The 23534-nt window shown below is 61.6% G+C and carries 23 protein-coding genes; 2 read left to right on the top strand and 21 right to left on the bottom strand.

Going from position 1 to position 23534, the window contains the following annotated elements; genetic code table 11:
* Positions 1-39: 39 nt before the first annotated feature.
* The 8 genes from iolD to HX898_RS23855 all read right to left on the bottom strand — a co-directional run bounded on the left by iolD (position 40) and on the right by HX898_RS23855 (position 10126).
* A complete protein-coding gene (gene iolD / locus HX898_RS23890; RefSeq protein WP_180195935.1) occupies positions 40-1875 on the bottom strand; it encodes a 3D-(3,5/4)-trihydroxycyclohexane-1,2-dione acylhydrolase (decyclizing) in 1836 nt (611 codons plus the stop codon).
* Positions 1872-3785 carry a 5-dehydro-2-deoxygluconokinase gene (gene iolC, locus HX898_RS23885; RefSeq protein ID WP_180195934.1) on the bottom strand — a complete coding sequence of 638 codons (1914 nt, stop codon included), beginning with the start codon at positions 3783-3785 and terminating at the stop codon, positions 1872-1874. Before iolC ends, iolD begins: the two co-directional genes overlap by 4 nt.
* A gap of 122 nt (positions 3786-3907) precedes the next feature.
* Complete coding sequence (locus HX898_RS23880; RefSeq protein WP_138334721.1) at positions 3908-4849, bottom strand: sugar phosphate isomerase/epimerase; 942 nt, start codon at positions 4847-4849, stop codon at positions 3908-3910.
* Positions 4850-4928: 79 nt separating this feature from the next.
* On the bottom strand, positions 4929-6101 hold the full coding sequence (locus HX898_RS23875; RefSeq protein ID WP_138334722.1) for a Gfo/Idh/MocA family oxidoreductase: 1173 nt from the start codon (positions 6099-6101) through the stop codon (positions 4929-4931).
* Positions 6102-6220: 119 nt separating this feature from the next.
* Positions 6221-7126 (bottom strand): sugar phosphate isomerase/epimerase, encoded by a 906-nt coding sequence (locus tag HX898_RS23870; protein ID WP_138334723.1) that lies wholly within the window; start codon positions 7124-7126, stop codon positions 6221-6223.
* A 92-nt stretch (positions 7127-7218) separates the two neighbouring features.
* Entirely contained in the window at positions 7219-8031 is an 813-nt protein-coding gene (locus HX898_RS23865; RefSeq protein WP_018449063.1) for an ATP-binding cassette domain-containing protein, read from the bottom strand.
* A gap of 10 nt (positions 8032-8041) precedes the next feature.
* Positions 8042-9040, bottom strand: coding sequence for an ABC transporter permease (locus HX898_RS23860; RefSeq protein ID WP_028755777.1), 999 nt, complete (start codon positions 9038-9040; stop codon positions 8042-8044).
* 111 nt (positions 9041-9151) lie between these two features.
* Positions 9152-10126, bottom strand: coding sequence for a substrate-binding domain-containing protein (locus tag HX898_RS23855; RefSeq protein ID WP_138334724.1), 975 nt, complete (start codon positions 10124-10126; stop codon positions 9152-9154).
* A gap of 163 nt (positions 10127-10289) precedes the next feature.
* Between HX898_RS23855 and HX898_RS23850 the strand changes: the two genes are divergently transcribed.
* The gene (locus tag HX898_RS23850) at positions 10290-11327 is read left to right on the top strand and encodes a LacI family DNA-binding transcriptional regulator (RefSeq protein ID WP_171600096.1); all 1038 of its coding nucleotides are present in this window, start codon (positions 10290-10292) and stop codon (positions 11325-11327) included.
* A gap of 84 nt (positions 11328-11411) precedes the next feature.
* Here HX898_RS23850 and HX898_RS23845 read toward each other — a convergent pair whose 3' ends face one another.
* From HX898_RS23845 to HX898_RS23820, 6 genes are all read right to left on the bottom strand, one after another.
* Positions 11412-12086 (bottom strand): 4-carboxy-4-hydroxy-2-oxoadipate aldolase/oxaloacetate decarboxylase, encoded by a 675-nt coding sequence (locus tag HX898_RS23845; RefSeq protein ID WP_028755774.1) that lies wholly within the window; start codon positions 12084-12086, stop codon positions 11412-11414.
* An 84-nt stretch (positions 12087-12170) separates the two neighbouring features.
* A complete protein-coding gene (locus HX898_RS23840; RefSeq protein WP_047620532.1) occupies positions 12171-13007 on the bottom strand; it encodes an ABC transporter substrate-binding protein in 837 nt (278 codons plus the stop codon).
* Between the two features lie 31 nt (positions 13008-13038).
* Entirely contained in the window at positions 13039-13803 is a 765-nt protein-coding gene (locus HX898_RS23835) for an amino acid ABC transporter ATP-binding protein (RefSeq protein WP_138334725.1), read from the bottom strand.
* A complete protein-coding gene (locus tag HX898_RS23830; protein WP_138334726.1) occupies positions 13800-14558 on the bottom strand; it encodes an amino acid ABC transporter permease in 759 nt (252 codons plus the stop codon). Before HX898_RS23830 ends, HX898_RS23835 begins: the two co-directional genes overlap by 4 nt.
* Positions 14555-15262, bottom strand: coding sequence for an amino acid ABC transporter permease (locus HX898_RS23825; protein WP_180195933.1), 708 nt, complete (start codon positions 15260-15262; stop codon positions 14555-14557). The genes HX898_RS23830 and HX898_RS23825 overlap by 4 nt, the downstream gene beginning before the upstream one ends.
* On the bottom strand, positions 15259-16038 hold the full coding sequence (locus tag HX898_RS23820) for an SDR family oxidoreductase (RefSeq protein WP_180195932.1): 780 nt from the start codon (positions 16036-16038) through the stop codon (positions 15259-15261). The genes HX898_RS23825 and HX898_RS23820 overlap by 4 nt, the downstream gene beginning before the upstream one ends.
* 246 nt (positions 16039-16284) lie before the next feature.
* Here HX898_RS23820 and nac point away from each other — a divergent pair, with 246 nt between their 5' ends.
* A complete protein-coding gene (gene nac / locus HX898_RS23815; RefSeq protein ID WP_042954472.1) occupies positions 16285-17190 on the top strand; it encodes a nitrogen assimilation transcriptional regulator NAC in 906 nt (301 codons plus the stop codon).
* Between the two features lie 13 nt (positions 17191-17203).
* On the opposite strand, the gene HX898_RS23810 is transcribed toward nac, so the two are convergent.
* From HX898_RS23810 to HX898_RS23780, 7 genes are all read right to left on the bottom strand, one after another.
* Complete coding sequence (locus HX898_RS23810; protein ID WP_180195931.1) at positions 17204-18406, bottom strand: pyridoxal phosphate-dependent aminotransferase; 1203 nt, start codon at positions 18404-18406, stop codon at positions 17204-17206.
* A gap of 61 nt (positions 18407-18467) precedes the next feature.
* Complete coding sequence (locus tag HX898_RS23805; protein ID WP_180195930.1) at positions 18468-19235, bottom strand: 5-oxoprolinase subunit PxpA; 768 nt, start codon at positions 19233-19235, stop codon at positions 18468-18470.
* 37 nt (positions 19236-19272) lie between these two features.
* The gene (locus HX898_RS23800) at positions 19273-20268 is read right to left on the bottom strand and encodes a biotin-dependent carboxyltransferase family protein (protein ID WP_138334732.1); all 996 of its coding nucleotides are present in this window, start codon (positions 20266-20268) and stop codon (positions 19273-19275) included.
* On the bottom strand, positions 20265-20972 hold the full coding sequence (gene pxpB, locus HX898_RS23795) for a 5-oxoprolinase subunit PxpB (protein WP_138334526.1): 708 nt from the start codon (positions 20970-20972) through the stop codon (positions 20265-20267). Before pxpB ends, HX898_RS23800 begins: the two co-directional genes overlap by 4 nt.
* Complete coding sequence (locus HX898_RS23790; protein ID WP_180195929.1) at positions 20969-21391, bottom strand: acetyl-CoA carboxylase; 423 nt, start codon at positions 21389-21391, stop codon at positions 20969-20971. The genes pxpB and HX898_RS23790 overlap by 4 nt, the downstream gene beginning before the upstream one ends.
* Positions 21388-22773, bottom strand: a complete 1386-nt coding sequence (locus HX898_RS23785; protein WP_138334528.1) for an acetyl-CoA carboxylase biotin carboxylase subunit — start codon at positions 22771-22773, stop codon at positions 21388-21390. The genes HX898_RS23790 and HX898_RS23785 overlap by 4 nt, the downstream gene beginning before the upstream one ends.
* A complete protein-coding gene (locus HX898_RS23780; RefSeq protein WP_138334529.1) occupies positions 22773-23213 on the bottom strand; it encodes a biotin/lipoyl-containing protein in 441 nt (146 codons plus the stop codon). Before HX898_RS23780 ends, HX898_RS23785 begins: the two co-directional genes overlap by 1 nt.
* Positions 23214-23534: the final 321 nt, after the last annotated feature.

The following is a 23534-nucleotide window of genomic DNA, read 5'->3' as shown; positions in this document are numbered from 1 at the left end:
CGCGGGCGTCCGCAGACGCCCGCCGGGAGCACCTGTCCTTCAGTCAAACGCACGTTGATTGTGAGCATTCTCGTTGTAACGCGCGCGGGCCTGCTCGAGCCGCTCCGGCCCGCCGACCTGCGGAACGGCAACGTCCCACCAATGGCCACCGGCGTCGGTTCCGGGAACCGCATCGGTGTCGATCACCAGAACGCTCGGAATGTTCCGTTCCCGCGCCGCCACGATGCGTGTCTCAAGCTCGGCGATGGACCCTATCTTTTCGGCATGCGCGCCCATCGAGGCGGCATGCGCGACAAAATCGATCTCGGGCTGCACGTCGACATTGCAGTCCTTGTACATGTTGTTGAACGCGGCGCCGCCGCACTCGATCTGAAGACGGTTGATGCAGCCGTAACCGCGGTTGTCGGTCAACACGACGGTGAACGGCACCCGCCGCATGACGGCGGTTGCGAGTTCCGAATTGGCCATCATGTAGGAGCCGTCGCCGACGAAGCAGATGACCTCCTTGTCGGGGCGGGCGAGCTTGATGCCCATGGCGCCCGCCACTTCGTACCCCATGCAGGAGAAACCATATTCCATGTGGTATCCGCCCTTGGCCGATTGCCACAGCACCTGCAATGCGCCCGGCATGGTGCCGGCCGCGCACATGACCACGGATTTTTCCGTCGCCACCCGCTGCACGGCGCCGATGACCTGCGCATCGGTGGGCAGGTTTCCAGGCCCGTCCGCTTCCGGCGCCGCCGTCACGCGCTCGACCGTTTGGTGCCAGCCGGTCCTGCTCCCGGCGTCGATGCCAGGCCCACGATACGCCTCGAGCGCGGCGGACAGGCGCGCCAGCGTGACCCTGGCATCGCCGACGCAGGGCAATGCCGAATGCTTGGTTGCATCATATCCGGCAAGGTTGATCGAAGCGAGCCGGCGCGAGGGATTGCGGAAGAGAGCCCAGCTGCCTGTGGTGAAATCCTGGAAGCGCGTGCCGATGCCGAGCACGAGGTCCGCCTCGGCGCAAAGCGCATTGGCCGACGCCGATCCGGTCACACCCGGCGACCCGAAATTCAGCGGGTGCTCCCAGCTGTTGGCGCCCTTCCCGGCTTGCGTTTCGACAAACGGGATATGGTGCTTCTCCGCGAATGCGGCGAGTTCGGCCTCGGCCTGCGAATAGATGACGCCGCCACCGGAAATGATGACTGGCTTGCGCGCAGCCCGGAGCGCATCGGCAAGATCTGCGACCTCGCGCGGATCCGGTTCGGGACGGCGGATGCGCCACGCCTTCGGTTCGAAAAAGGCTTCCGGGTAGTCGTAGTGCTCTGCTTGCACATCCTGGCAGAAGGCGAGCGTAACGGGGCCGCAGCTGCCGGGATCGGTCATGACGGCCAGGGCGCGGGGCAGGCAAGTCAGGAGATGCTCGGGACGGGCGATCCGGTCGAAATAGGCCGAGACCGGCCGGAAGCAGTCATTGGCGCTGACCGTTCCGTCATTCATATCCTCGATCTGCTGCAACACCGGCTCGGGGCGGCGATTGGCGAACACGTCGCCGGGTATGAAAAGAACCGGCAATCTGTTGACATGGGCAAGTGCGCAGGCCGTGATCATATTGGTGGCGCCCGGGCCGATCGACGATGTCACGGCCTGGGCGCGCCGGCGCTTCAGTGTCTTCGCATAGGCGATCGCCGCATGCGCCATGGTCTGTTCGTTCTGGCCCCGCCATGTGGGAAGGGCGTCGCCGATCCCATGCAGCGCCTCTCCGATGCCGGCGACGTTGCCGTGACCGAAGATCGCCCAGACGCCTTCGATGAAGCGCTCGCCATCCTCGGTCATCTGGACCGAGAGCCATTTCATCATGGCCTGCGCGGCTGTCTGTCGTATCGTTGTCATTCTGCTGCCTCCTGCACGCGCGCCCGCGCGCCGTCCCAGACCGTGCAAAGCCGGGAATATCGTTTCGCCATTTCCTCGACGGCCTCTTCATCACTGATCGAGCCCTCGAACCAGCCTCGGGCGACCGAGCCGAAGATCGTCCGGCCGACGGCAAATCCCTTGACGAGCGGGAAGCGCGCGGCAACCTCGAAGCTTGCCTTCAACGCATCCTCGGGCGCATCCAAGCCGAGGACGACAATCCCTCTTGTATGGCGATCGTTTTCCTCGATGGCGGCGCAGACCCGCGCCCATGCTTCAGGTTCGTCCAGCGGCTCGAGCTTCCACCAGTCGGGATAAATGCCTTCGGCATAGAAGCGGCGGATCAGTGTCGCGGTCGTATCCGCGGTGACCCTGGCGACCTTGGAGGGGATGACCTCGAGCAGGAATTCCAGCCTGTTGCGGCGCGACGCCACGTAAAGCCGCCGCACTTCCGCCAGTTGCCGGTCCCAGGTCGCGTCATCGTCGTCCGGGTGGCAGAAGCAGAGCACCTTGACGACGTTCTCGCGCGCCCATTCCAAAAGTCCTCCGCAATCGGGACCGAGCGACGGCTCCAGGCTAAGCGGCCGAGACCCCGGCCATTCGCAGGGTCTGCCGATCCAGAGACCGGTGCCGGAGGCGGCGTGGAGCGCGCGCCGGCCGATACGGTCGTCGCAGAGGATCCCGTAGCCGGATCGCCCCTTCTGCACTTTCAGGGCTGCCTGAAGGCAAAGCTCCTTGAAGGCTCCGCCCTTCGACGGCGTGTAACCCGTCATATTTTCGAGCTGCATCCGGTGATCGAAGGCGAAGACGCGCATCTCGGACCAGTCGCCATGCCGGTTGGTCGACCAGTGTATCTGCTCCAGCGCGGCATCATTGCGCAGGTCAGGACGCGTCATGCCGCGCTTAAGGAAGAAATTCAGCTCCTGAAGTGACGGATAGGCCGGCGTGCAGCCGTGGCGGGAGACGGCAAAAGCGCCGCAGGCATTGGCGTATCGGAGCGCGGTCGGCCAATCTTCGCCGTCAAGCCAACCTTTCAGCAGTCCGGCGAAAAAGCCGTCTCCGGCGCCGAGAACGTTGAAGACTTCGACCGGGAAACCTTCGCCCGAAATGCCCTCGTCCAGATTGTCCGGTATCGCATCTTCGAATGCGACCGCTCCCTTGGCGCCGCGTTTGCAGACGAGCGTTGCCGCAGTCACGGCGCGCACGGCGCGCAGGGCCGCCACGGTATCCGTCGTCCCGCCGGCGATGTGGAATTCTTCCTCTGTCCCGACGATCAGATCGAACAGATGAAGCGTCGTCTGGAGCTTTTTGGTCACCTGCCCGCTTGCCACATAGCGGCTTTCCCCCTCGCCATGGCCGGCCACACCCCAAAGATTTGGACGATAGTCGATGTCGAGAGCCGTCTTGGCGCCATGCTTGCGCGCAAAGCCGAGCGCCTTCAGCACGGCCGCTTCCGTGCGCGGATGGGAGAGGTGTGTTCCCGTCACCAGCACCGAACGGGCGCTGGAAACGAAAGCCTCGTCTATATCCTTCTCGCAAAGCGCCATGTCGGCGCAATTTTCCCGGTAGAATATCAACGGGAAACGTTCTTCGTCCCGGATCCCGAGAATGACGAGTGCCGTCAGCCGTTCGGGATCCGTCACGACGCCCCTGCCATCGACGCCATGCCGGGCAAGCTCCTCGCGGATGAACCGGCCCATATGCTCATCGCCCACCCGGGAGATCAGTGCCGATTTGAGGCCCAGTCGCGCCGTGCCGCAGGCAATGTTCGTCGGACTGCCGCCGATATATTTTTCGAAGGATCCCATATCCTCCAGCCGTCCTCCGACCTGTGCCCCATAGAGGTCGACGCCGGCTCGCCCGATGGTGATCACGTCCAATGTCTTGGTCATGTCGGTTTCCTCGCAATAGTATTAAATTCGGTCATGGTGATCGGGTTGGGCATCGTCGGCCTCTTCACAGGAAGCTACGAATGCAAGAGAGAGCGCGGGCGAACATCGCCCGCGCCTGTCCATCAGCGGCTGATTGTTGCCTGCAGCGCATCGATGGAGGACTGGATGCCGGCATCCGTCGACATGGTGAAGTCTTCCATCTCGAGGCTGACCCAATCGTTGTAGCCGACCATGCGCACCACGGAGAAGAACTCCTTCCACCATTGCAGGTCATGGCCGGCACCGACGGCGACATAGTTCCAGCTGCGGTTGGCGACGTCGGTGACGTCCTTTAGCTCGAGCAAGCCGTTGACGTCGGCGAGGCCGCGCTCGATGCGGGTATCCTTGCCATGGCAATGATGGATGGCATCGCCCAGAGCACGGGCGGAGGCGATCGGATCGGCGCCCTTCCAGAACAGATGGCTGGGGTCGAGGTTCATGCCGACGGACGGGCCGACCGCGTTGCGCAGGCGGAACAGGGTTTCCGGGTTCCAGACCAGCATTGCCGAGAAGTTTTCGAGCGCATATCTCTCGACACCGACCTCCTTCGCGAGCTTCACCAGGTCGTGCCAGAGGGGAAAGGCGCGGTCTTCCCACTGGTAGCGGTCACGCTCCGGCATTTCGTCGGGCCAGCTCTTGGTATAGACGAGCCAATTGGGCACGCTGTCGCCGGGGGCGGCTTCCGGCAGGCCGGACATCGTCACGATCGTCTTGACGCCGATTTCGCCGGCAAGACGGATCGTCTGCTCCATCTCCTTGCGGTGACGCTTGCCCATCTCGCCCGGATCGAGCGGATTTGCCGAGCAATTGAGGGCGGCAATCTCCAGGCCGCGGGCTTCGATTTCCTTGAGCCTGGCTTTCAGGAGCCCCTTGTCGGCAAGCAATTCGTCGGCCCGGAAATGCGGCGCGCGCGACCAGCCGCCGCCGGTCATCTCGATGCCCTCGACACCGAGTTTGATGCATTTATCGAGCATGTCGGTGAAAGAAAGGTTGCCCATGACATCGGTGCAGATTGAAAGTTTCATCTCGTAGTCTTTCTAAAGAGAGGATTGGGGACGCGCCTTGGGAGGAGGATGGAGGAGATCCGACGCGCCCCCTGGTGGATCACTTGAACTCGACCCAGGCCGAACCTGCATCCGCCGAGCGGACGCAGTTTTCCAGCCAGCGCACGCCTTCGGTGCCGGCTTCGATGCCGGGATAATGATGGCCCCTGAGGAAGGCCTCGTCGCCGCGGCGTTTTGCGTCGATCGCCTGGGCGATCCAGAGGTAGATGTTCGCCCAGCTGTCGCCGAGGCCTTCGGTGTGCAGCGCGCCCATGCGGTCGGCCGCGAGGCTTTCCTCTTCGAGGTAGGGCATGCCGTGGTGCAGGGTGCGGTTCGGCTCGCCCTGCACTTCGTAAATCAGCTGGTCGGGATGGGCATCGGACCATTCGATCGAGGCCTTGGAACCGACGAAACGGTAGCGCTGCGAACCCATATTGCCGGCATTGACCGACGACACCCAGAGACGGCCGCGGGCGCCGTTGTCGTAATGCATGAGAACGGTCGCATGGTCTTCGAGCGGCGCGCGGGTCGGAATGAAGGCCTTGCGGTCGCAGAGCAGCTTTTCGATCTTGAGATGCGGCAGCACGACTTCGGAGAGATAGTAGAGGTGCGTGCCGATATCGCCGAGAACGAAGGTCGGGCCGGCGGTCTTGGGATTGGTGCGCCATTTCACCGCTTCGCCGGCGCCGACATCGTCGCCCGCGTTGAAGCCGTGGCTATATTGCATGTCGACGATTCTTATATCGCCGAGCATGCCCTTCTTGACCATCGCCGCCATCTGATGAACCAGCGGATGGCCGGTGAAGCCGTAGGTGACGCCGACGATCAGGCCCTTCTCTTCGGCGAGCCTCGCGACCTCGTCGCATTCGGCGACGGTGAAGAACAGCGGCTTTTCGCAGATCACGTGAAGACCGGCTTCCAGGCATGCCTTGGTGATATCGTAGTGGGTGAAGTTCGGCGTGGCGATCGAGACGACCTCGACTCCGTCCTCACGCCCGGCCTCCTTGGCGATCAGCTCTTTATAATCGCCATAGCATCTGTCCGCAGCGACGCCGATCTTCGCGCCGAAGTCGCGTCCGCGCTCGGCGTCGAGATCGAAGGCTCCGCAGATGAGCCGGTAGGTGCCGTCCCGCTGGGCGCCGGTTCTATGCTTGTAGCCCACCTGCCCGGTACGGCCGCCGCCGACCATGCCCCAGCGTAGCGGGCGCTCGATGGATCTTTCTCCGTTGATCATCTTCTGTCCTTCCAGGAATGATGTCTGTGATGTTTAAGCGTTCCGGGCAGAACCCCCGGTCGCGGTCGCTCGCGCCAATCGCTTGGCTGCATCGCGAACCGCTAGAGGGGCATCGCGCGTTATTTCGCGGTCCAGTACTTGTCGACGAAGCGCTGCATTTCGGCGCGCATGAATTTGCCGGAGTGGTCGGCCTTGTCCTCCCAGGCGAAAACGCATGCGGTCATGATGCCGTCGAACCCGATCTCCGCCAGCGTGCTGAAGAAATCTTCCCAGGGAACCTCGCCCTGGCCGATGTTCAGGTGCTGATGCACCCTGGCCTGCGTGCCCGGAGGGTTGAGGATGTAGCGGAGCCCCGAAGAGGCCTTGTGATTGAAGGTGTCGCCGACATGGACATGGGCGAGCACGTCCTTTGCTTCCCGGAGCATCGCCTTGGTATCATCGCCAAAATAGAAGGTATGCGGCGCGCAATAGAGGAACTTGACGTTCTTCGAGTTGACCGTCCTGATGATATCGAGAGCCGGCTGCAGGGTTTCGCACCAATCCTCGGGATGCGGTTCGACGTGCAGGTTTATGCCTTCCTTTTCAAAGATCGGCACCAACTCTTCCATCGAGCGCCACCAGGCGTCTTCGCAGGCCTCGATCATGGAACCGGTATGGCAGCAGTAGCACGAACCCTTGTCCGGGTGGGGGCCGCGGCCGAATTCCGAGTTCATCGTGTCGACGCCGAGTTCGACACTGATCTCGATGGCGCGCTTCCAGTGCTTGACGGCAGCTTGCCGCTCATTTTCATCGTTCGAGGCCCACCGATACATCGGCAGGATCGAGGCAACGCCGACATTGGCATCGGAAAGCGCTTTCTTGAATGCCTTGGCGCGGGCCGGAAACACGCGCGGCGCCTTGAACCACTCGAGGAAATCGGCCCGCGGGCTGAGCTCTATCCACTCGTATCCGAGTTCAGCCACTTTCGAGGGCAATTCTTCGAGTGAGAGGTGGCGATGCATAAAGGGATCGATTGCAATCTTCATGGCTGTTACCCGTCCGATGATTGTGCTGGGCCATCCCGCCGGGGTAGGCGAGCTCTTTAGAGTTTCTGGAGTTCATCCGCGGCGGCGGTCGATCAGACCGGCGGGGGATGTCCGCTATGCGCCGTCGAGTACGCCTCGATCTCGGCTTCGAGTTCGGCCATGGCCTCGCCTCCTGCCATCAGGTCGGTAATCTCTTCGCGCGTCTTTTCGCCCTTGCGGAAATCGGCCGCCTTTGCACCCTTGATGAGCACCGCGAAGTGGTCTCCCACCGTCATGGCGTGAATGACGTTGTGAGTGATGAAAATGACGGCGAGGCCGCGACGGCGCGCTTCCAGGACGATACGCAGCACATGCGCCGCCTCCTTGACGCCGAGAGCGGCGGTTGGCTCGTCGAGGATCAGCACCCGGGCGCCGAAGTGGACGGCTCGGGCGATTGCCAGGGATTGCCGCTCCCCGCCCGACAGACCGCCGATCAGGCGATCGCCATCGTCGATGCGGGTGATGCCGAACTCGCGCACGGCCTTGACCGCGATTTCATTTGCGGCTTTGCGGTCGTAGATTTTGAACGGGCCGAAGCCCTTGGTCAGCTCCCGCCCCACGAAGAACGAACGGCCGATGCTCATCAGCGGAAAGGTGCCGCCGAACTGATGAACCGTTGCGATGCCGAGGTCTGCGGCTTCGCGCGGATTCTGGAAGACGATCGGCCGACCTTCGAACTTCACCGCGCCGCTCGTCGGCTTGTAGACACCGGCAAAGGTCTTGATCAGGGTGGATTTTCCCGCACCGTTGTCACCCAGCAGGCAAAGCACTTCACCGGGATGAACGCTCAATGTGATGTCGTAGAGCACATCGATCGGGCCGAAGGACTTGTTGACGTTTTCAAGTTCAAGAATTGGGCCAGCCATGTCTCAGCTCTCACTTCTTCTTCTTGGGTGAATAGGTCAGCGCCATCTGGCGGAACGTATTGTTCATGAGGACGGCAACGAGCAGCATCACGCCGATGATCAGGCTCGACCAATTGCGGTCGAAGGTCGTGAAGTAGATGCCTTGGTTGACGACGGCGAAGGTGATCGTGCCGAAGAAGATCCCGATCACCGACCCGAACCCTCCGGTCAGCAGCACACCTCCGACGACGACCGAGATGATCGAGTTGAAGATGAATGTCATTCCGCCCGAAACCTGCGCGGAATTGAACAGGATGGCCTGACACATGCCGACGAAGGAGGCGCTCATCGCCGAGAGGACGAAGAGGACCATCGTCAGACGGGTCGTCGGAATGCCGGCATTACGGGCACTGACCTTGTCTCCGCCCATCGCGAAAATCCAGTTCCCGTAGGGCGAAAAATGAATGAAGAAGATGAAGATCGCGGTGATGGCCACCCACCACAGAATGATCACCTGAAACGATCCGCCCAGGAATTGCCCGAACAGGAACTTTGCCCAGGGGTCGGCCGTCAGCGCCACGCTCGTGGTGCCGGTTACGAGAACCGAGGTGCCAAGCATCAGGCCCTGTACCGCAAACAGGGTGCCGAGCGTTACGATCAGCGAAGGCACGGCCGTGTGCACGACGAGGTAGCCGTTGACCAGCCCGACGATGAGGCCGAAGGCAAGCGCACCGAACATTCCCACCCATATGGGAAGATCGTAGTAGCCCGAGAGGACCGCGACCGTCATGGAGCCGGCGGGGATCATCGCGCCAATCGAAATGTCGAGATCGCCTGCGATCATCAAAAGTCCGATGGGAAGAGCGATAATGCCGAGATTGGCGGCGACGTTGAGCCAGCTTGCGGCGCCGGCGGGCTCCAGGAACTTGGTGCTGCCGAATACGACGAAGAACAGGAGGACGCCGACAAGTCCGAGGAATGCACCCGCCTCGGGACGGCGCAACAGGTTGCCGAATGAAAGATTGTTCATATGCCTATCCCAGTTTGGGCGTGAATCTCCAGGCGCGCGGACGCGGTGGTCCGCACGCTCGATAAACTTCGACCCGCGGATATCCCGCGGGCCGGAGCCCGTTTCGAACGATCAGCGAGCGCCTTCCTTGACGCCGGCCAGGGTGGCGTCGATGTTCGACGCATCGACGATGCCCGGGCCTGTCAGCACCGGTGCGGTCGGCAGGTTGGTGCCGTAGTCGATATGCGCGGCGAGAAGCGAGACCCCCAGCAGCGACTGCAGGTAAGGTTGCTGGTCGATTGCAAAGGTCTGCGAACCATCCTTGATGCGGGCAAGCCCCGAGGCATTCAGGTCGAAGGTGCCATGCGCGACCTTGCCGCCCTTGTTCGCCTGAACGATCCCGCTTGCAGCCGCATCGGCGTCGGAAGCGCCGACATTGAGGACGCCGTCGATGGTGTCGTCCTGGAGCAGTGTCGCCTTGACGGCCTCGGCGATTGCCGTCTGATCGCCGAAGCTGGTCGCCGGCAATGGCAGCTGCTTGCCAGTGCCGCCCTTTCCGGTGATGCCGTCGATGACGCCCTTGCAACGGGCCTCCTGGTTTGCCGCACCCGGGAGCGTATTGACGCAAATGACATTTTTCGCACCCTTGGACGCGAAATATTCGCCGCCTGCCTTGCCGGCCGTGTATTCATCCGAGCCGACATAGTTGATCGCGCCAAGCTCACGAGCTTTGTCGATGCTGCCGGCATTCATGAGAATGACTTTGATGCCCGCGGCGACGGCAGCCTTGATGGCCTCGTCCTCGGCCTCGGGCACCCAGTCGGGCACCACGATGCCGGTCACGCCCTGGCTGATGGCCGTGCGGACGAGCTGGGCGGCGTCAGGCCCGAGATTGTCATAGGTCTGCAGCTGCAGATAGCTGACGGAGCCGCCGTTCTTCTCGACGACGAGCCGGGCGTCATCGACGCCTTTCTTGATACGGCTCCAGAATTCGTCATCGGTCTTGCCGCCGACGACAGCAATATTCGCTGCCATGACAGAAGAAGCGCCAAGAACGAAAACAGCGCCAGCCAGCAGCCCGCGTACGGCGCGCATTGAAAAACTCATGTGATTTCCTCCCAAAAAGGCGGTCGAGAGTAACAATTCCTCAAAGCAAGGCTCCCAACTCGCTGGAATATTTGTATCAACCGACCGCTGAAAATGGAATGCTTATTGCGTTTTGATGAAATTAATGTATCATTTCATTTCATCCAAAAATGGAATGAAATATATCATGAAGAGACCGACCATTGCCGATCTTGCCCAGGCGTCCGGCGTCAGCATCGCCACGGTCAACCGCATCCTCGGAGGTACCGGCGCAGTGCGTGCGGAAACGATCGAGAGGGTGCAAAATGCCGCGGAAGAGATTGGATTTTATGGCCGCGGCGTGATCGAGGACCGCCGGCAGCGGCTCCAGCCGAATTATCGTTTCGGCTTTCTTCTCCAGCAGTCGAGCCGTGAGCTCTACCGGCTGTTCGGCTCCAAGATCACGGAGGCGGCCGCGAGACGCCAGCACGAGAAAGTCGTGGCTGTGGTCGATTTCGTCGATGTCCTCGAGCCACAAAATATTGCCGATCGTCTCGAAGCGCTTGGCAAACGCTGTGATGCAGTTGCTGTCATTGCTGGCGACCACCCGTTGATCGGGCAGACCATCCAATCCCTCAAGGAGAGGGGAAAGCCTGTCGTTGCATACATAACCGATCAGTCCGCCCGGGATCGCGCCGGCTTCGTCGGCACCGACAACTGGAAACTCGGGCGGACCGCCGCATGGTTTCTGGCTCAGACCACGCCGATGCCGGGCCGGATCGCCGTCTTCATCGGCAATCATCGTTATCAGTGCCAAGATGTCTCCGATGCGAGCTTTCGATCCTATATGCGCGAGCATGCACCCCATCTTCAGGTGGATGACAGCAGACCGACACATGAGGAGCCGCAGGAAGCCTACCGGATCGTCAGCCAGCTGCTCTCCGAACTCGATGACCTCAGAGGCATTTTCATTGTCGGAGGGGGGATTTCCGGTGTGCTGCGCGCTCTTCGCGAAGCCCCTGTCGAAAAGCGAGATAAGGTCAGGGTCGTCTGCCGCGACATCGGCCCGGAAACGCGCAAGGGCTTGACGGAAGGCCTGATCATGGCGGCATTGTGCCATCCGCTCGATCAGATATCGGACGAATTGATCGCCACGATGATCGCCGCGCTGGAACACCGCGACAGCACAACCATCCTTCAGCGCGTGGTTCCCTTCGAAACGATTACGCCCGAAAGCGTTTGAACCGCCCGGTTTGCATAAGGCGGCTGGCCGAAAAGGCCAGCCGCCTTATAAAGTGGCAGGGCTGATAGCCATTGCGCTGTCGCGTCAGATGTCGACGACGAGGCCCTTGGCTTTCAGCACCGGTTCGAGATTGCTGACCTCGATGACCGATTTGCCCTGCTTATATGCCGCGATATAGCCGGCCTCGGCATCTTCGCGGGCCTGTGACAGCCTGGCGACTTCCTGCGCTTCCTGGCGGCGCACGATCACCAGGCCGTCGGCATCGCCGGCGATGATGTCGCCGGGATGAATGATTTCGCCGCCGACGATGATCGTGTCGTTCACCGCCGCGATGGTTTCCTTCACTGTCCCCTTGATGCAGACGCTGAGCGAGAAGACCGGAAAGCCAAGCTCCCTCAGTTGCAGCGTATCGCGCACACCGGTGTCGGTCACGAGACCGCCGATGCCCTTTGCCAGGCAGGCATTGGCGAGGACGTCCCCGAAGGATCCGGCCTCTTCGTATTCGCCCGCCGATACGACGATGATATCGCCCGGCTTTGCGTAATTGATGGCGAGTTGCAGCATGATGTTGTCACGCGGCGCGCACTTCACTGTGAAGGCCGGACCGCAGAGTTTCATGCGGTAGTCGACGGGCTTCAGACGGGAGGAAAGCGCTCCGCGGCGCCCTTGGGCTTCATGGATCGTCGCTGGCGAAAATTTGGAAACGGCGTCGATATCGGCTTTGCTTGGCCGTTCGGCAATATCTTTAATATGGATCATGGATGCCTCCCATTTTTGGCTGACGGCGGGCATGTCCCGCCGTCTGATTTCGTTTGGATATCGTCATCGGAAGACACCGAGGTCTTAAGGGATCGGGTCGAACTTCAGCTCCGAGAGCGATACGACCTTGTCGGTGCGCGTCATCTTGTATTCGGTATCCGGGCCGAGCCACTTGTCCCAGATCTTGTTAATCTCGCCCGATGTGTCGAGCTTGCGAAGGATCTCGTTGATCTTGGCGGTCAGCGCCGGCTGATCCTTGGCCATGCCGATGCCGATCGGCTGATACAGCATCGGCTCCTCGATCATCCGCATTGGCTTGCCCTTGCTCTTCGATTCATTGACGAACTTGGTCGTCGTCATGGTGTTGGCCACCATGCCGCGGGCCTTGCCCTGCTGAACGGCGAGATAGGCCGAGGCGGTATCCTGGAAGGTCAGCGGGTCGGATTTGTTGAGCTTGATCGACATCTCGGAGGTCGAACCCTTGGTCGAAGCGATGCGCTGGCCTGCGTAGTCGGCCTTCTTCTTGCCGGCATCGTCCGCCGGCACGATCAGCATTTCCTTGGCGAGATAATAGGGATCGCTGAACTGGATCTGCTCAGCACGGCTCAGAGTATAGGCAAGGTTGGCAACGGTGATGTCGACCCGGCCGAGCTTGACCTCGGGCACGCGCGCCTCGACCGAAACCGGCTTGATCTCAGCCTTGACGCCCAATTCCTTGGCGATCGCGCCGCAGAGATCGACATCGAAACCGGCCATTTCGCGGGTCTTCGGATCGGGTGATGCGAAGGGAGGAACGTCGGCGAACGTCGCGCAGCGCAGGGTTTTCGCCGAGATGATGTTGTCGAGCTGATCGGCTTTTGCGGGCACAGCGGCCGCCATGCCGGCAAATGCGACGGTGAGGGTTAGGCATTTCCAGTTCATTGCTGTTCTCCTTTGTTTTTGGTGGTTGGTATCAATGCCTGAGATCAGCGAGGAAACGCTGCGCCCGGGGATGGCGTGGATTGTTGAAGAATTCCTCGGGGGGCGCCATTTCGAGGATCTGGCCGGCATCGATGAACCAGACCCGATCCGCGACGTCGCGCGCGAAACCCATTTCGTGGGTGACGCAGAGCATGGTCATGCCTTCGGATGCCAGGCTCTTCATGACGGCCAGCACTTCGCCGACCATTTCAGGATCGAGCGCGCTGGTCGGCTCGTCGAACAGCATCACCGGCGGTTCCATGGCAAGGGCGCGGGCGATTGCCACCCGTTGCTGCTGGCCGCCCGAGAGTTGCCCGGGATAGGCCCGCGCCTTGTCGGCAAGGCCGACCCGATCGAGAAGCTTGAGGGCCTTGTCCTCTGCAACGTCAGGCGCCACGCCTTTCACCCGGATCGGCGACATCGAGACGTTTTCGACCACCGAAAGGTGCGGAAACAGGTTGAAGTTCTGAAATACGAAGCCGATCCGGCTGCGCAACGCGTTGAGTTCCTTCGCCCGCATGGCGGCGTGAATGTTTTGCCCGTCGAGCGTGATTGATCCGCTGTTGATCTCCTCGAGGCGATTGATTGTGCGGATCAGCGTCGATTTTCCCGAACCGGACGGCCCGCAGATGACCACGACTTCGCCGCGTGTCACCTGCGCATCGATGTCCTTCAGGACCGGATAGTCGCCGTAGCTCTTGCAGACTTGCGAAAGCCGGATCGTCTGCAATTCCTGTGCTGAAACTGACATGGTCATGGCTGCTCCGATATGATTTTCGATGGCGCGACCAAGGCGGCGGAAGGAAGGTTGGAAAGTCCCGCACGCCGCCGCGTGATGCTCCGCTCGAGGCGATTTGCGAAGTAGGTGAGCGTCCAGCAGATGGCGAAGTAGACGATCGCCAGAATGAGGAAGACCTGGAAAGGCTGCGTCAGGAGCTGGTTGTTGACCTGGCTTGCGGCAAAGGTCAGGTCCGGCACATTGATCACGTAGCCGAGCGTCGTGTCCTTGATCGTCGAGACGAAGGTGGAGATGATGCTGGGGATCATGTTGTAGAGTGCCTGCGGCAGGATGATGAAGCGCATCGCACCTAAATAGCCGTGACCAAGCGCACGTCCGGCGTCCATCTGGCCCGGTCCGAGCGCGACGATGCCGGCACGCACGACTTCGCTCAGAAATGCGCTCTGATAGACCACGAGCGTCGTCAGCATGGTGACGAAGCTCGGCACGTCGGCGCCGGTCAAGAGCGGAACCAGGAAATAGCTCCACAGGATGAGCATCAAGAGCGGCACGCCCCGGGTGAAATAGACGAGTGCGGTGACCGGCCAGCGCAGCAGCGGCGACTTGGAGAGCCGCGCCAATGCGAACAGGATGCTGACCGGAAAGGCGAGAGCGATGCTGAGCGCCGACAGGATCAGCGTGTTGGCGAGCCCGCCGAGCGGTCCGTTCGGATATTGGCCGATCAAGAGCAGAAGCCAGTAGTCTTGGACGATGGCGATCATGTCATGGATCATGCGCGCGCACTCCTGGCAGGATCGGTGCGCATCGACAGATAGGCGCCGATGCTCATGATCACGAGCGAGAAGAAAAGGTAGAGAACCGTGCCGATCAGGTAGATCTCGAAGGTCCGGAAACTGAGGTTCTCGATTTCCTTGACGGCATGGGTCAGTTCCGAGGCGCCGATGACGACGGCGAGACTGCTGTTCTTGAACAGGGAGACGCTATGATTGATGAGCGGCGGCAGGGCGTTGCGCACGCCCTGCGGCATGATGACGAAACGCATCGCCGAGATATAACCGTGGCCAAGCGCGCGGGCTGCCTGCATCTGGCCGGGGCTGACTGAGCGCACGCCGGAACGAAGATCTTCGCTGAAATAGGCCGCCTGGCAAAGCCCGAGCCCGATCACCGCGAAGATGGCCTCGGCATTATGGACGGCCAGCCATTCGGCTACTTCGCTTGGCATCAGGGTGAAAATCCCGAAGTACCACAGCATGAGCTGAACCAGGGTGGGGACGTTCCTGTGGTAAGAGACGTAAGTGGCAACTAACGGATCGCCGAAACGAAAGGGTGACAAACGCAAAGCCAGCAGCAGAAGTGCCAGCGCCATCGCCATAGACCACGAGCCGGCATAGATGATGAAGGTCATCTCGATGCCATGCAGCAGCATGGCGGTGTATTCCGGATTTCCGAGGATTGCCGAAAGGTCGAAGCCGCTCACGGGTTTGGCTCCCCGGATTGATCCGGCTTCGCCGCAGGTTGGGGCTTTGCGGTCTGCAGGCCGCCCATGACCTGCAGCGTCGGCGTGATCTCCATGTGTCCGATGTTGACGGCGACGGGGGCTGCTATGGCGAAGGCAATCGCGTCGGCGATATCGGCCGCCTGCGGCAGTTCGAAGCCGTCGATGAACCGTTCGCGGATGCTGGGGTCATCACCGTGCACGTGATTGAAAATGTCAGTGGCGACCCGGCCGGGGCAGATTTCCGTGACCCGTACCCGCTTGCCGAAAGCGTCGATGCGCAGCTGGTTGGACAGCATGCTCACCCCTGCCTTGGTGGCGTGATAGGATGAGTTGCCGCCGAAATTGTAGGCGCCGGCGATCGACGAAATGTTGATGACATGCCCGCGGTCGCGCGCCACCATACCGGGCACGACCAGCCGGCAGATGTGCAGGACCGCCCGGAGATTGACGTCGACAATGAGATCGATATCGCCCTCGTCGGCTTCCAGGAACTTCTTCGGCCGGTCGACACCGGCATTGTTGACGAGAATATCGAACTCCACCCGACGCGTGAGCTCGGCCATGGCCTGACGGTCGGTTACGTCGATGACGTGGGCGATGCAGCCCGTCCGCGCGGCCAGCTGCTGCAGCGCTTCGGCACTGCGGGCAACCGCATGGACCTCGATGTTCTCCCGGCGGAACCGCTCCACCACGGCTGCGCCGATACCGGAAGATGCGCCGGTCACCAGTGCGGTCTTGTAGTCGGAGAATGGCATTGTCGTTCCCTTGTTGTTGATCGAGACAGTAGCGAAGCTTTAACCCCTTGCCTAAGACCGATTATCTCTGGAGCAATAAGCAACGGTTATGGAGCTGAGACGGCTGCCGAAGAAGAGAAACAGGTGATGTCGGCATCATCTCGCGGTATCGGTCCCTCGGGCTGTCAGCGACCGCGTCGCGTTGCAAAAGCATTGCGCGTCTGCAAACATGTAAGCCGTGCACATCAGAACGGTACCCCGATCCTCATGGACATCAGACGCCTCAAATCTTTCATCGTGATCGTCGACAGCGGCAGCATCACGCGAGCGGCGGACCTTTTGCATATCGCCCAGCCGGCCCTCAGCCAGCAGCTTGCAGCGCTGGAGGAGCATTTCGGCCACAAGCTGCTGATCCGCAGCCAGCAGGGCGTCAGCATGACCGATGCGGGGCATGCGGTGTACCGCCATGCGCAGATCATCCTTCGGCAGATGGAGCAGGCGCAAGCCGATGCATCGGCAGCCGGCAATTCGCTTGCCGGGCGTGTGTCCGTCGGCCTCGTGCCGTTCAGCAGTGCGGCCACGCTGTCGGTCGACCTGCTGGCGGAGACCCGCAAACGCCATCCCGGTATTCTATTGCACCTGACCGAAAGTGTCGGCCAGACCTATAGCCAGATGATCATGAACGGCCGGCTGGAGATGGCGCTTCTCCACGGAACCGGACCGATCAAGGGCGTCCGGTTCGAACCGATCCTCAGCGAAGAGTTTTTCCTTGTCGCGCATCGCGACTTTGCCATCGAAGCGGATGCGAAACCCGTTCCGGTCAATGCGCTCGACGGAATACCGCTGCTGTTGCCGCCGGCCTATAATTTCGTCCGCCGCGCGGTCGATACCGCCTTCACCCGCACCCGCACCAATCTGAAGGTCGTGGCGGAAGTCGAAATCGTCCGCACGCTGGCCCGCGCGGTGGGCAGCGGCCTCGGCGCGACGATCATGCCGAAAGCCATCGCCGATCGCATCGTATCGGAATCGAGCGAGCCGCTGATCTGCCGGCTCGTCTCGCCGCGGATCGAAGAAACCCTGTCGCTGTGCGTTTCCGACCAGAATCCCTTGTCGGAACCGGCTCTAGCCGTCCGCGACATCCTTCTTGAATTGACGGCGCGGCTGAAAAGCTGAAACGCGTTGGCGATCAGCGCATATCCCTGCAGAACTGGGCAATGCGCGCACAGCCTTCGCCGAGCATTTCCATGCTGGTCGCATAGGAAATGCGGAAGAAGGGGCTCATTCCGTAAGCCGCCCCTTGCACGGTCGCGACATGATGCTCGTCGACGAGCGCCATGACGAAATCGACGTCGGTCTCGATCTTTCGCCCGCCCTTGCTGGTCTTGCCGATCAGCCCTGAGATATTGGGGTAGATGTAGAAGGCGCCTTCGGGCCTATGGCAGCGCAGCCCTTCCACCTCAGACAATCTGTCGAGAACGAAGTCGCGTCTTTCCTTGTAGATCGCGGCACGCTCCTTCAAGAGATCCTGAGGACCATCGAGCGCCGCGGTCGCCGCAGCCTGGGTCAGCGTCGCGATGCCGCCGCCATTCTGGCCGTTGACGTTGCTGACGGCAGAGATCAGCTCTTTCGGCCCGGCACAAAAGCCGAGCCGCCAGCCTGTCATAGCGTAAGCCTTGGAGACGCCGTTCATCGTCAGGACGCGATCATAGAGCCTGGGCTCGACTTCGGCGATCGTGCAGAACTGGAAGTCGTCATAGACCAGGTGTTCATAGATATCGTCGGTCATGATCCAGACATTGGGATGACGCAGCATGACCTCGGCGATGGCAGCCATCTCCGCCCGGGAGCAGGCGGCTCCGGTCGGATTGTTCGGGAAATTCAGGAAGAGCCACTTGGTGCGCGGCGTGATCGCCGCCTCCAGATCTTCCGGACACAGCTTGAAGCCGGCCTGCTCGTGGCAGGGGACGGCGACCGGGACGCCACCGGCGAATTTGACGATATCCGCATAGCTGACCCAGGAGGGCGTGGGAATGATGACCTCGTCGCCCGGATTGCAGGTTGCCAGCATGGCATTGAAGATCACCTGCTTGCCGCCGCCCGAGACGACGATCTGGCTGGCATCATAGTCGAGATTGTTGTCCCGCTTGAACTTCTTGATGATGGCGGCCTTCAGCGCCGGTGTGCCGTCCATCGGAGGATATTTCGTATCGCCCGCAAGAGCGGCCGCATGAGCGGCCTCGATCGCGTGCGCCGGAGTGGGGAAATCCGGCTCGCCGGACGAGAGGCTGACAACTTTGATGCCTTTGGCGGCCAGTTCCCTGGCGCGCTGGGTCATGGCGGCGGATGCGGAGATGGAGACGTTTTTCAGGCGGTCAGCGATGACGGACATCGACATGGTCCTTCGATGAGAGATGGGAACGGGAAACCGCCCGCGGGCGATCGGGATTGTATCAGTCGGCGAGTTCGGCGGCAGGAGCGAGCGTCGCGCCCGTGGCTTCGATCTCGCCACGGACGATGCCGGCAAGCTCCAGGGCGCCGGGTGTGTCGCTGTGGACGAGAATGGAGCGGGCCGGCATCGCGATCACAGCTCCGTCGATCGTCTTAACGGTTCCGTCGAGGAGGAATTGTCGCACGCGCGCACGCACCGAGGCTTCGTCCTTGATGACGGCGCCGGCGAGTCCGCGCGCGACAAGTCTGCCCTCGGCGTCATAGGCCCGGTCGGCAAGGAAAAGCGCCAGCGTCTTCAAACCTACGCGTTTGGCCGCCTGCTGAATCTCGCTGCCATGGGTCACGAAGACGACGAGACCAGCATCGACCGTGGCGATCGCATCCATCATCAGATCGGCCAGCACAGGATCGCGGTTGACCATATTGCCCATGGCCGCATGGAAGCTGATATGGGAGACAGTGACACCCTCGGCTTTGGCGATCGCCATCAATGCGCCGAGCTGATAGAGCATCTGCTGGCGAAGCTCATCGGCCGGAAACGGTATCTCGCGCCGGCCGAAACCCGGCCGGTCGGGCAAACCGGGATGCGCGCCGATGCCGACGCCGTTCAGCTTCGCAAGCCGGACCATGCGTCCCATCGTATCCGGGTCGCCGCCATGGAAACCGCAGGCGATGTTGGCCGACGAGACAAGTTTCATCATCGCTTCGTCGTCGCACAGCCGGTAGGGACCGAATCCTTCGCCCATGTCGGAATTCAGATCGATCTTCATCAGTTCCTCCTTTTGACGGCCTTTTCGGCGACACGCATTAGGCCATCGCCTTCAAGGCGCGCTTGACCATCCGGGATGTCTGCCTGACGTCCTCGACATAGCCGGCGACAGCCTGTTCCACCTTGCGCGCCTCGGCATGCGTCGAGCGAACGAAGTTCAGGCGGGCGCCGATGCGGGCTTGGCCGAGCCGCCAGAGATCGCACTCGATCACGCCGGCGATCTTCGGATATCCGCCGGCGGTGTTGGCATCGCTCATCTGCACGATCGGTTCGCCGCCGGGCGGAACCTGGATCACGCCGGGCACGACACCGTGGGAGCGCATCTCGATGGACGCAGTCGGCGTGATGGGCTCGCCTGATAAGCGGTAGCCCGTCCGGTCGCTTCGGGAGGAAATCCTCCAGGTCTGGCTCCAGAAGGCTTCGCCATCGCCGGCGAAAAGATCATGCTCGCCGGCAGGCAGGGCGCGGATCGGCAGCGTGCCGTCGACAGCAGCCGGGAAGACATCGCGCAGCGCCACGGATGGTTCGACGACGGCGAGACCAGGGGCCGGAAGCATGACCAACTCTGCGTCCTCGCCGACCGCGATCCGATCGCCCTTCGCCAAAGGCCGGCCGGCATTGCCGCCGAAACCGCCGCGAAGCGACGTGCTTTGCGAACCCATGACAACGGGGATATCCAGCCCGCCTCCGAGCGAAATATAGGAGCGCGCCAGCCGCGGGGGCTGCTTCAGTTCGAGAACCTGTCCGGGCTCCGCGAGGTAGGCGCACCAGGAAAGCAGTTCCGATCCATTGAGATGAGGATTGCCGTCTGCACCGGTAACGGCAAACACCATGCGCCGCTCGAAACGCAGACTGAACGGGAAGGTCTGCACCTCTATCGCGGCCGCATTTTCGTCATTGCCGACGAGAATGTTGCCGATCCGGACCGCAAGCGGATCCATGGCGCCGCTCGCCGATACGCCGATGTCGCGATAGCCGGGGCGGCCAAGATCCTGCACTGTGTTGAACGGGCCGCTTTCGATGATCTCGATCATAGCTCAATCCCTGCCGGCAGGAACCGCACCGTATCTCCCGGCGCCATCATGGCGGGAGTCGGCGACGTAGGGTCGAACATCTCAAGTGTCGCGAAGCCGATGGAATTCCAGCCATTCGGACCTGTGAGCATGGCGACGCCAGTCTGCATGCCGCCGATGGTCAAGCAGCCCTTCGGCATCTTCAGCGAAGGTACGGTCTTTCGCGGCATGTAGATGCGCGGATCGAGACCATGCAGATAACCGAAACCGGGAGCGCTGCCCAAGGCGAAGACACGGTAAGTCGCTTCATGATGGATGCGGACGACCTGGCGGTCGCTCAAGCCCGAGAGATCGCAAAGGGCTGGAAGATCCGTCGCATATTCGCCGCCATAATGGACGGGGATCTCGATGGTCTTGCCCTTGAGATCGATGCTGCGGGCATTCTCCCATGCCTCCAGCAGCCGAGCGACCACCGCATCAGGATCCTCGGGCGTCTCCTTGAGGATCACCAGCAGATTGGTCATGCCCGGAATGTTTTCCGCAAGGTCCGCCCAACCTTTCACGGTCTGGGACAGAGCCCAGATCCGCCGCTGCGCGATGAGATCGAAGTCGCCTGGCGCCTCGAGCAGGAAGGATCTGGCGCCGATCGAGGAAACCCGCGCCAGGCTTTTGGTGGCCGGAACGATCTCGCGTTGCGATGCATGTCTGTTCGTCGTGACGATCATGACTGGAGCTCGATTTCGAACAGAGGGTCACCGAAGCCGACCAGCGCACCGGGCTCGGCGAGCAGCCTGGTCAAAATGCCGGAACGGCCGGCGCGAAGGGGAAGCAGGATATGCCCTACCCCGACAAAGCCGACGATATCCGCGTCGGATACCGAGCGCGGCAGATTTTGCGGCGCGGCGGAGGTCGGATGCTCGACACAGAAGCGGCCGGCCATCGGCGCCTTCACGACGGCGGACGCGGAGCCGGGAGTGCGCGGCATCGCTCCGGTCGAGCTGATCCGGGCGCCGCCTTTTCCGGCGACGACGATACGAAGCTGTCCGCCCGGCCGGGAGATTTCAAGACCGTTCACGCCCGCGGCCGTCAACGCCTCGGTGAGCAATGCGATGGTCGCCGGATCGCTGAAATCGATCGCGCTCATGCCGCCCTCCGCAGCTTCAGCCATTGTTCGAGATAATGGATATCCGTCTCGCCGCGCGCGAATGTGCCATCCTCGAACAGAGCGCGCAGGAAGGGGATATTGGTGGAAATCCCCTCGACCTCAGTGCCGGCAAGCGCTTCGCGCATTCTTGCCATCGCTTCGGCCCGCGTCGGCGCATGGACGATCAGCTTGGCGATCAGAGAATCGTAATAGGGCGAGACCTTGTAGCCGGCATGAATATGCGTATCGACGCGGATGCCCGGGCCAGCGGGCAACGCCAAATGGGTGACAACACCCGCCGACGGCAGGAAGGTTTCCGGATCCTCGGCGTTGATGCGGCATTCGAAGGAATGGCCATCGCATGTCACATCGCCTTGGATGAGATCGAGAACGTGACCCTGAGCCGCCCTTATCTGCGCCTGGACGATATCGACACCGCTGGTCATCTCGGTGACGGGATGCTCGACCTGAAGTCGCGTGTTCATCTCGATGAAATAGAAAGCGCCATCCTCATAGAGGAATTCGAAGGTTCCGACGCCCCGGTAGCCGATCTGAAGGCAGGCCTGTACGCAAGCCAGACCGACCGGCTGGATGATGTCGGGCGCGATTCCCGCTGCCGGCGCTTCCTCCACCACTTTCTGATGGCGGCGCTGCATCGAGCAATCCCGGTGGCCCAGCCACACGGCATTGCCGTGATCGTCGCAAATGACCTGTATCTCGATGTGGCGCGGATGCTCTAAGAATTTCTCCATGTAGAGCGAGGGTGAGCCGAAGGCCTTGCGGGCCTCCTCCCGCGTCAGCGCAATTGCTTCATGCAGCAAATCGGCCTTTGGCACGACACGCATGCCGCGTCCGCCGCCGCCCCCGGCCGCCTTGATGATGACGGGGTATCCGATTTCCAGCGCTACACGCTCGATCGTGGCGGAGTCATCGGGCAGCGCGGTGTCCGGACCGGGAACGCAGGGGACGCCGGCTGCCATCATCGCCCGCTTTGCCGAGATCTTGTCGCCCATGATCGCAATCGAGGAAGATGTCGGACCAATGAAGATCAGCCCCGCCTTTTCGGCGGCGTCGGCGAAGGCGGCGTTTTCCGATAGAAAACCGTAACCCGGATGGATGGCGCCCGCACCGGCGAGACGCGCCGCCAGAAGGATGGCATCCTGATTGAGATAGCTCTTGGCAGCACTCGACGGACCAATGCAGAGAAAGCTGTCGGCGGTGCTGCCGTAAGGCGCTTCCCTGTCCGCCTCGGAGCAGATGGCGACCGTCTTCAGGCCGAGCTCGCGGCAGGCGCGCTGGATCCGGGCTGCGATCTCGCCGCGGTTGGCGATCAGGACGGTATCGAAGCGGCCGGTCGCGGATTGTTCAGGTGTTTCCGGCATTAGGCAATCTCCGCCAGCAGATCGCCGGTCTCGACCTCGCCGTCGTCGATTTCGGTGAGGTGTGTAATGCGCCCTGCCCGCGGTGCGGCGATCGCGTTGAAGACCTTCATTGCCTCGATGATGAAAAGCGTCTGCCCCTCCACCACCTTGTCACCGATCGTGACGAATGGCGGTTCCCCAGGCGCCGGGGTCCGATGCAGAACGCCGAAGACCGGCGCCTTCACCGCATAGGTTTTCTCACGCCTCGAAGGCGTATCGGCGCCGGCATCCTGGGCAAGGCTTGTCGTCGATCCTGGCTTTTGCGCGGGCTCGGCAGCAGCCTCCTGATCCGGAGACGTACGGAAAATCCGAACCGTCATGTCCTTTTCGGTTACGGTCAGCTCGGTAATGTTCGATCGTCCGACAAAGTCGATCAGCGTCTTGATCTTCGAGAGGTCCATATGCGTGCTCGGAATTTCAAAATTCCACCGCGCGGACCTGACATTTCAAGTCGCTCGGTGTTGTGATTTTTCGTAGCACGATGCGTCGGTTGATGGGGTCAGACGAAGTTTTGATGGAGTGCAATCCGCACTTTGCGGGGACAATTCCTGAACACTTGCGAAGTCCCTCGACGGCGACCGGCGGCCGCTGGAATCCCCTGCGAGAACAGATCGTTTTGGCGAGATCCGCTCTTGATGGGATTCGAACCCGCAACCGCACTCGTTTCTCGGTCGGACGCTTCTGCAAATCACTTATAATTTTACCGGCGAGATGAAATAGAA

This window comes from Rhizobium sp. WYCCWR 11128, from assembly GCF_013416305.1.
In the GTDB taxonomy this organism is placed as follows: Bacteria; Pseudomonadota; Alphaproteobacteria; order Rhizobiales; family Rhizobiaceae; genus Rhizobium; species Rhizobium indicum.
Note: the sequence above shows the minus strand (reverse complement) of the source record. Positions and strands in the feature narration are given on the sequence as shown.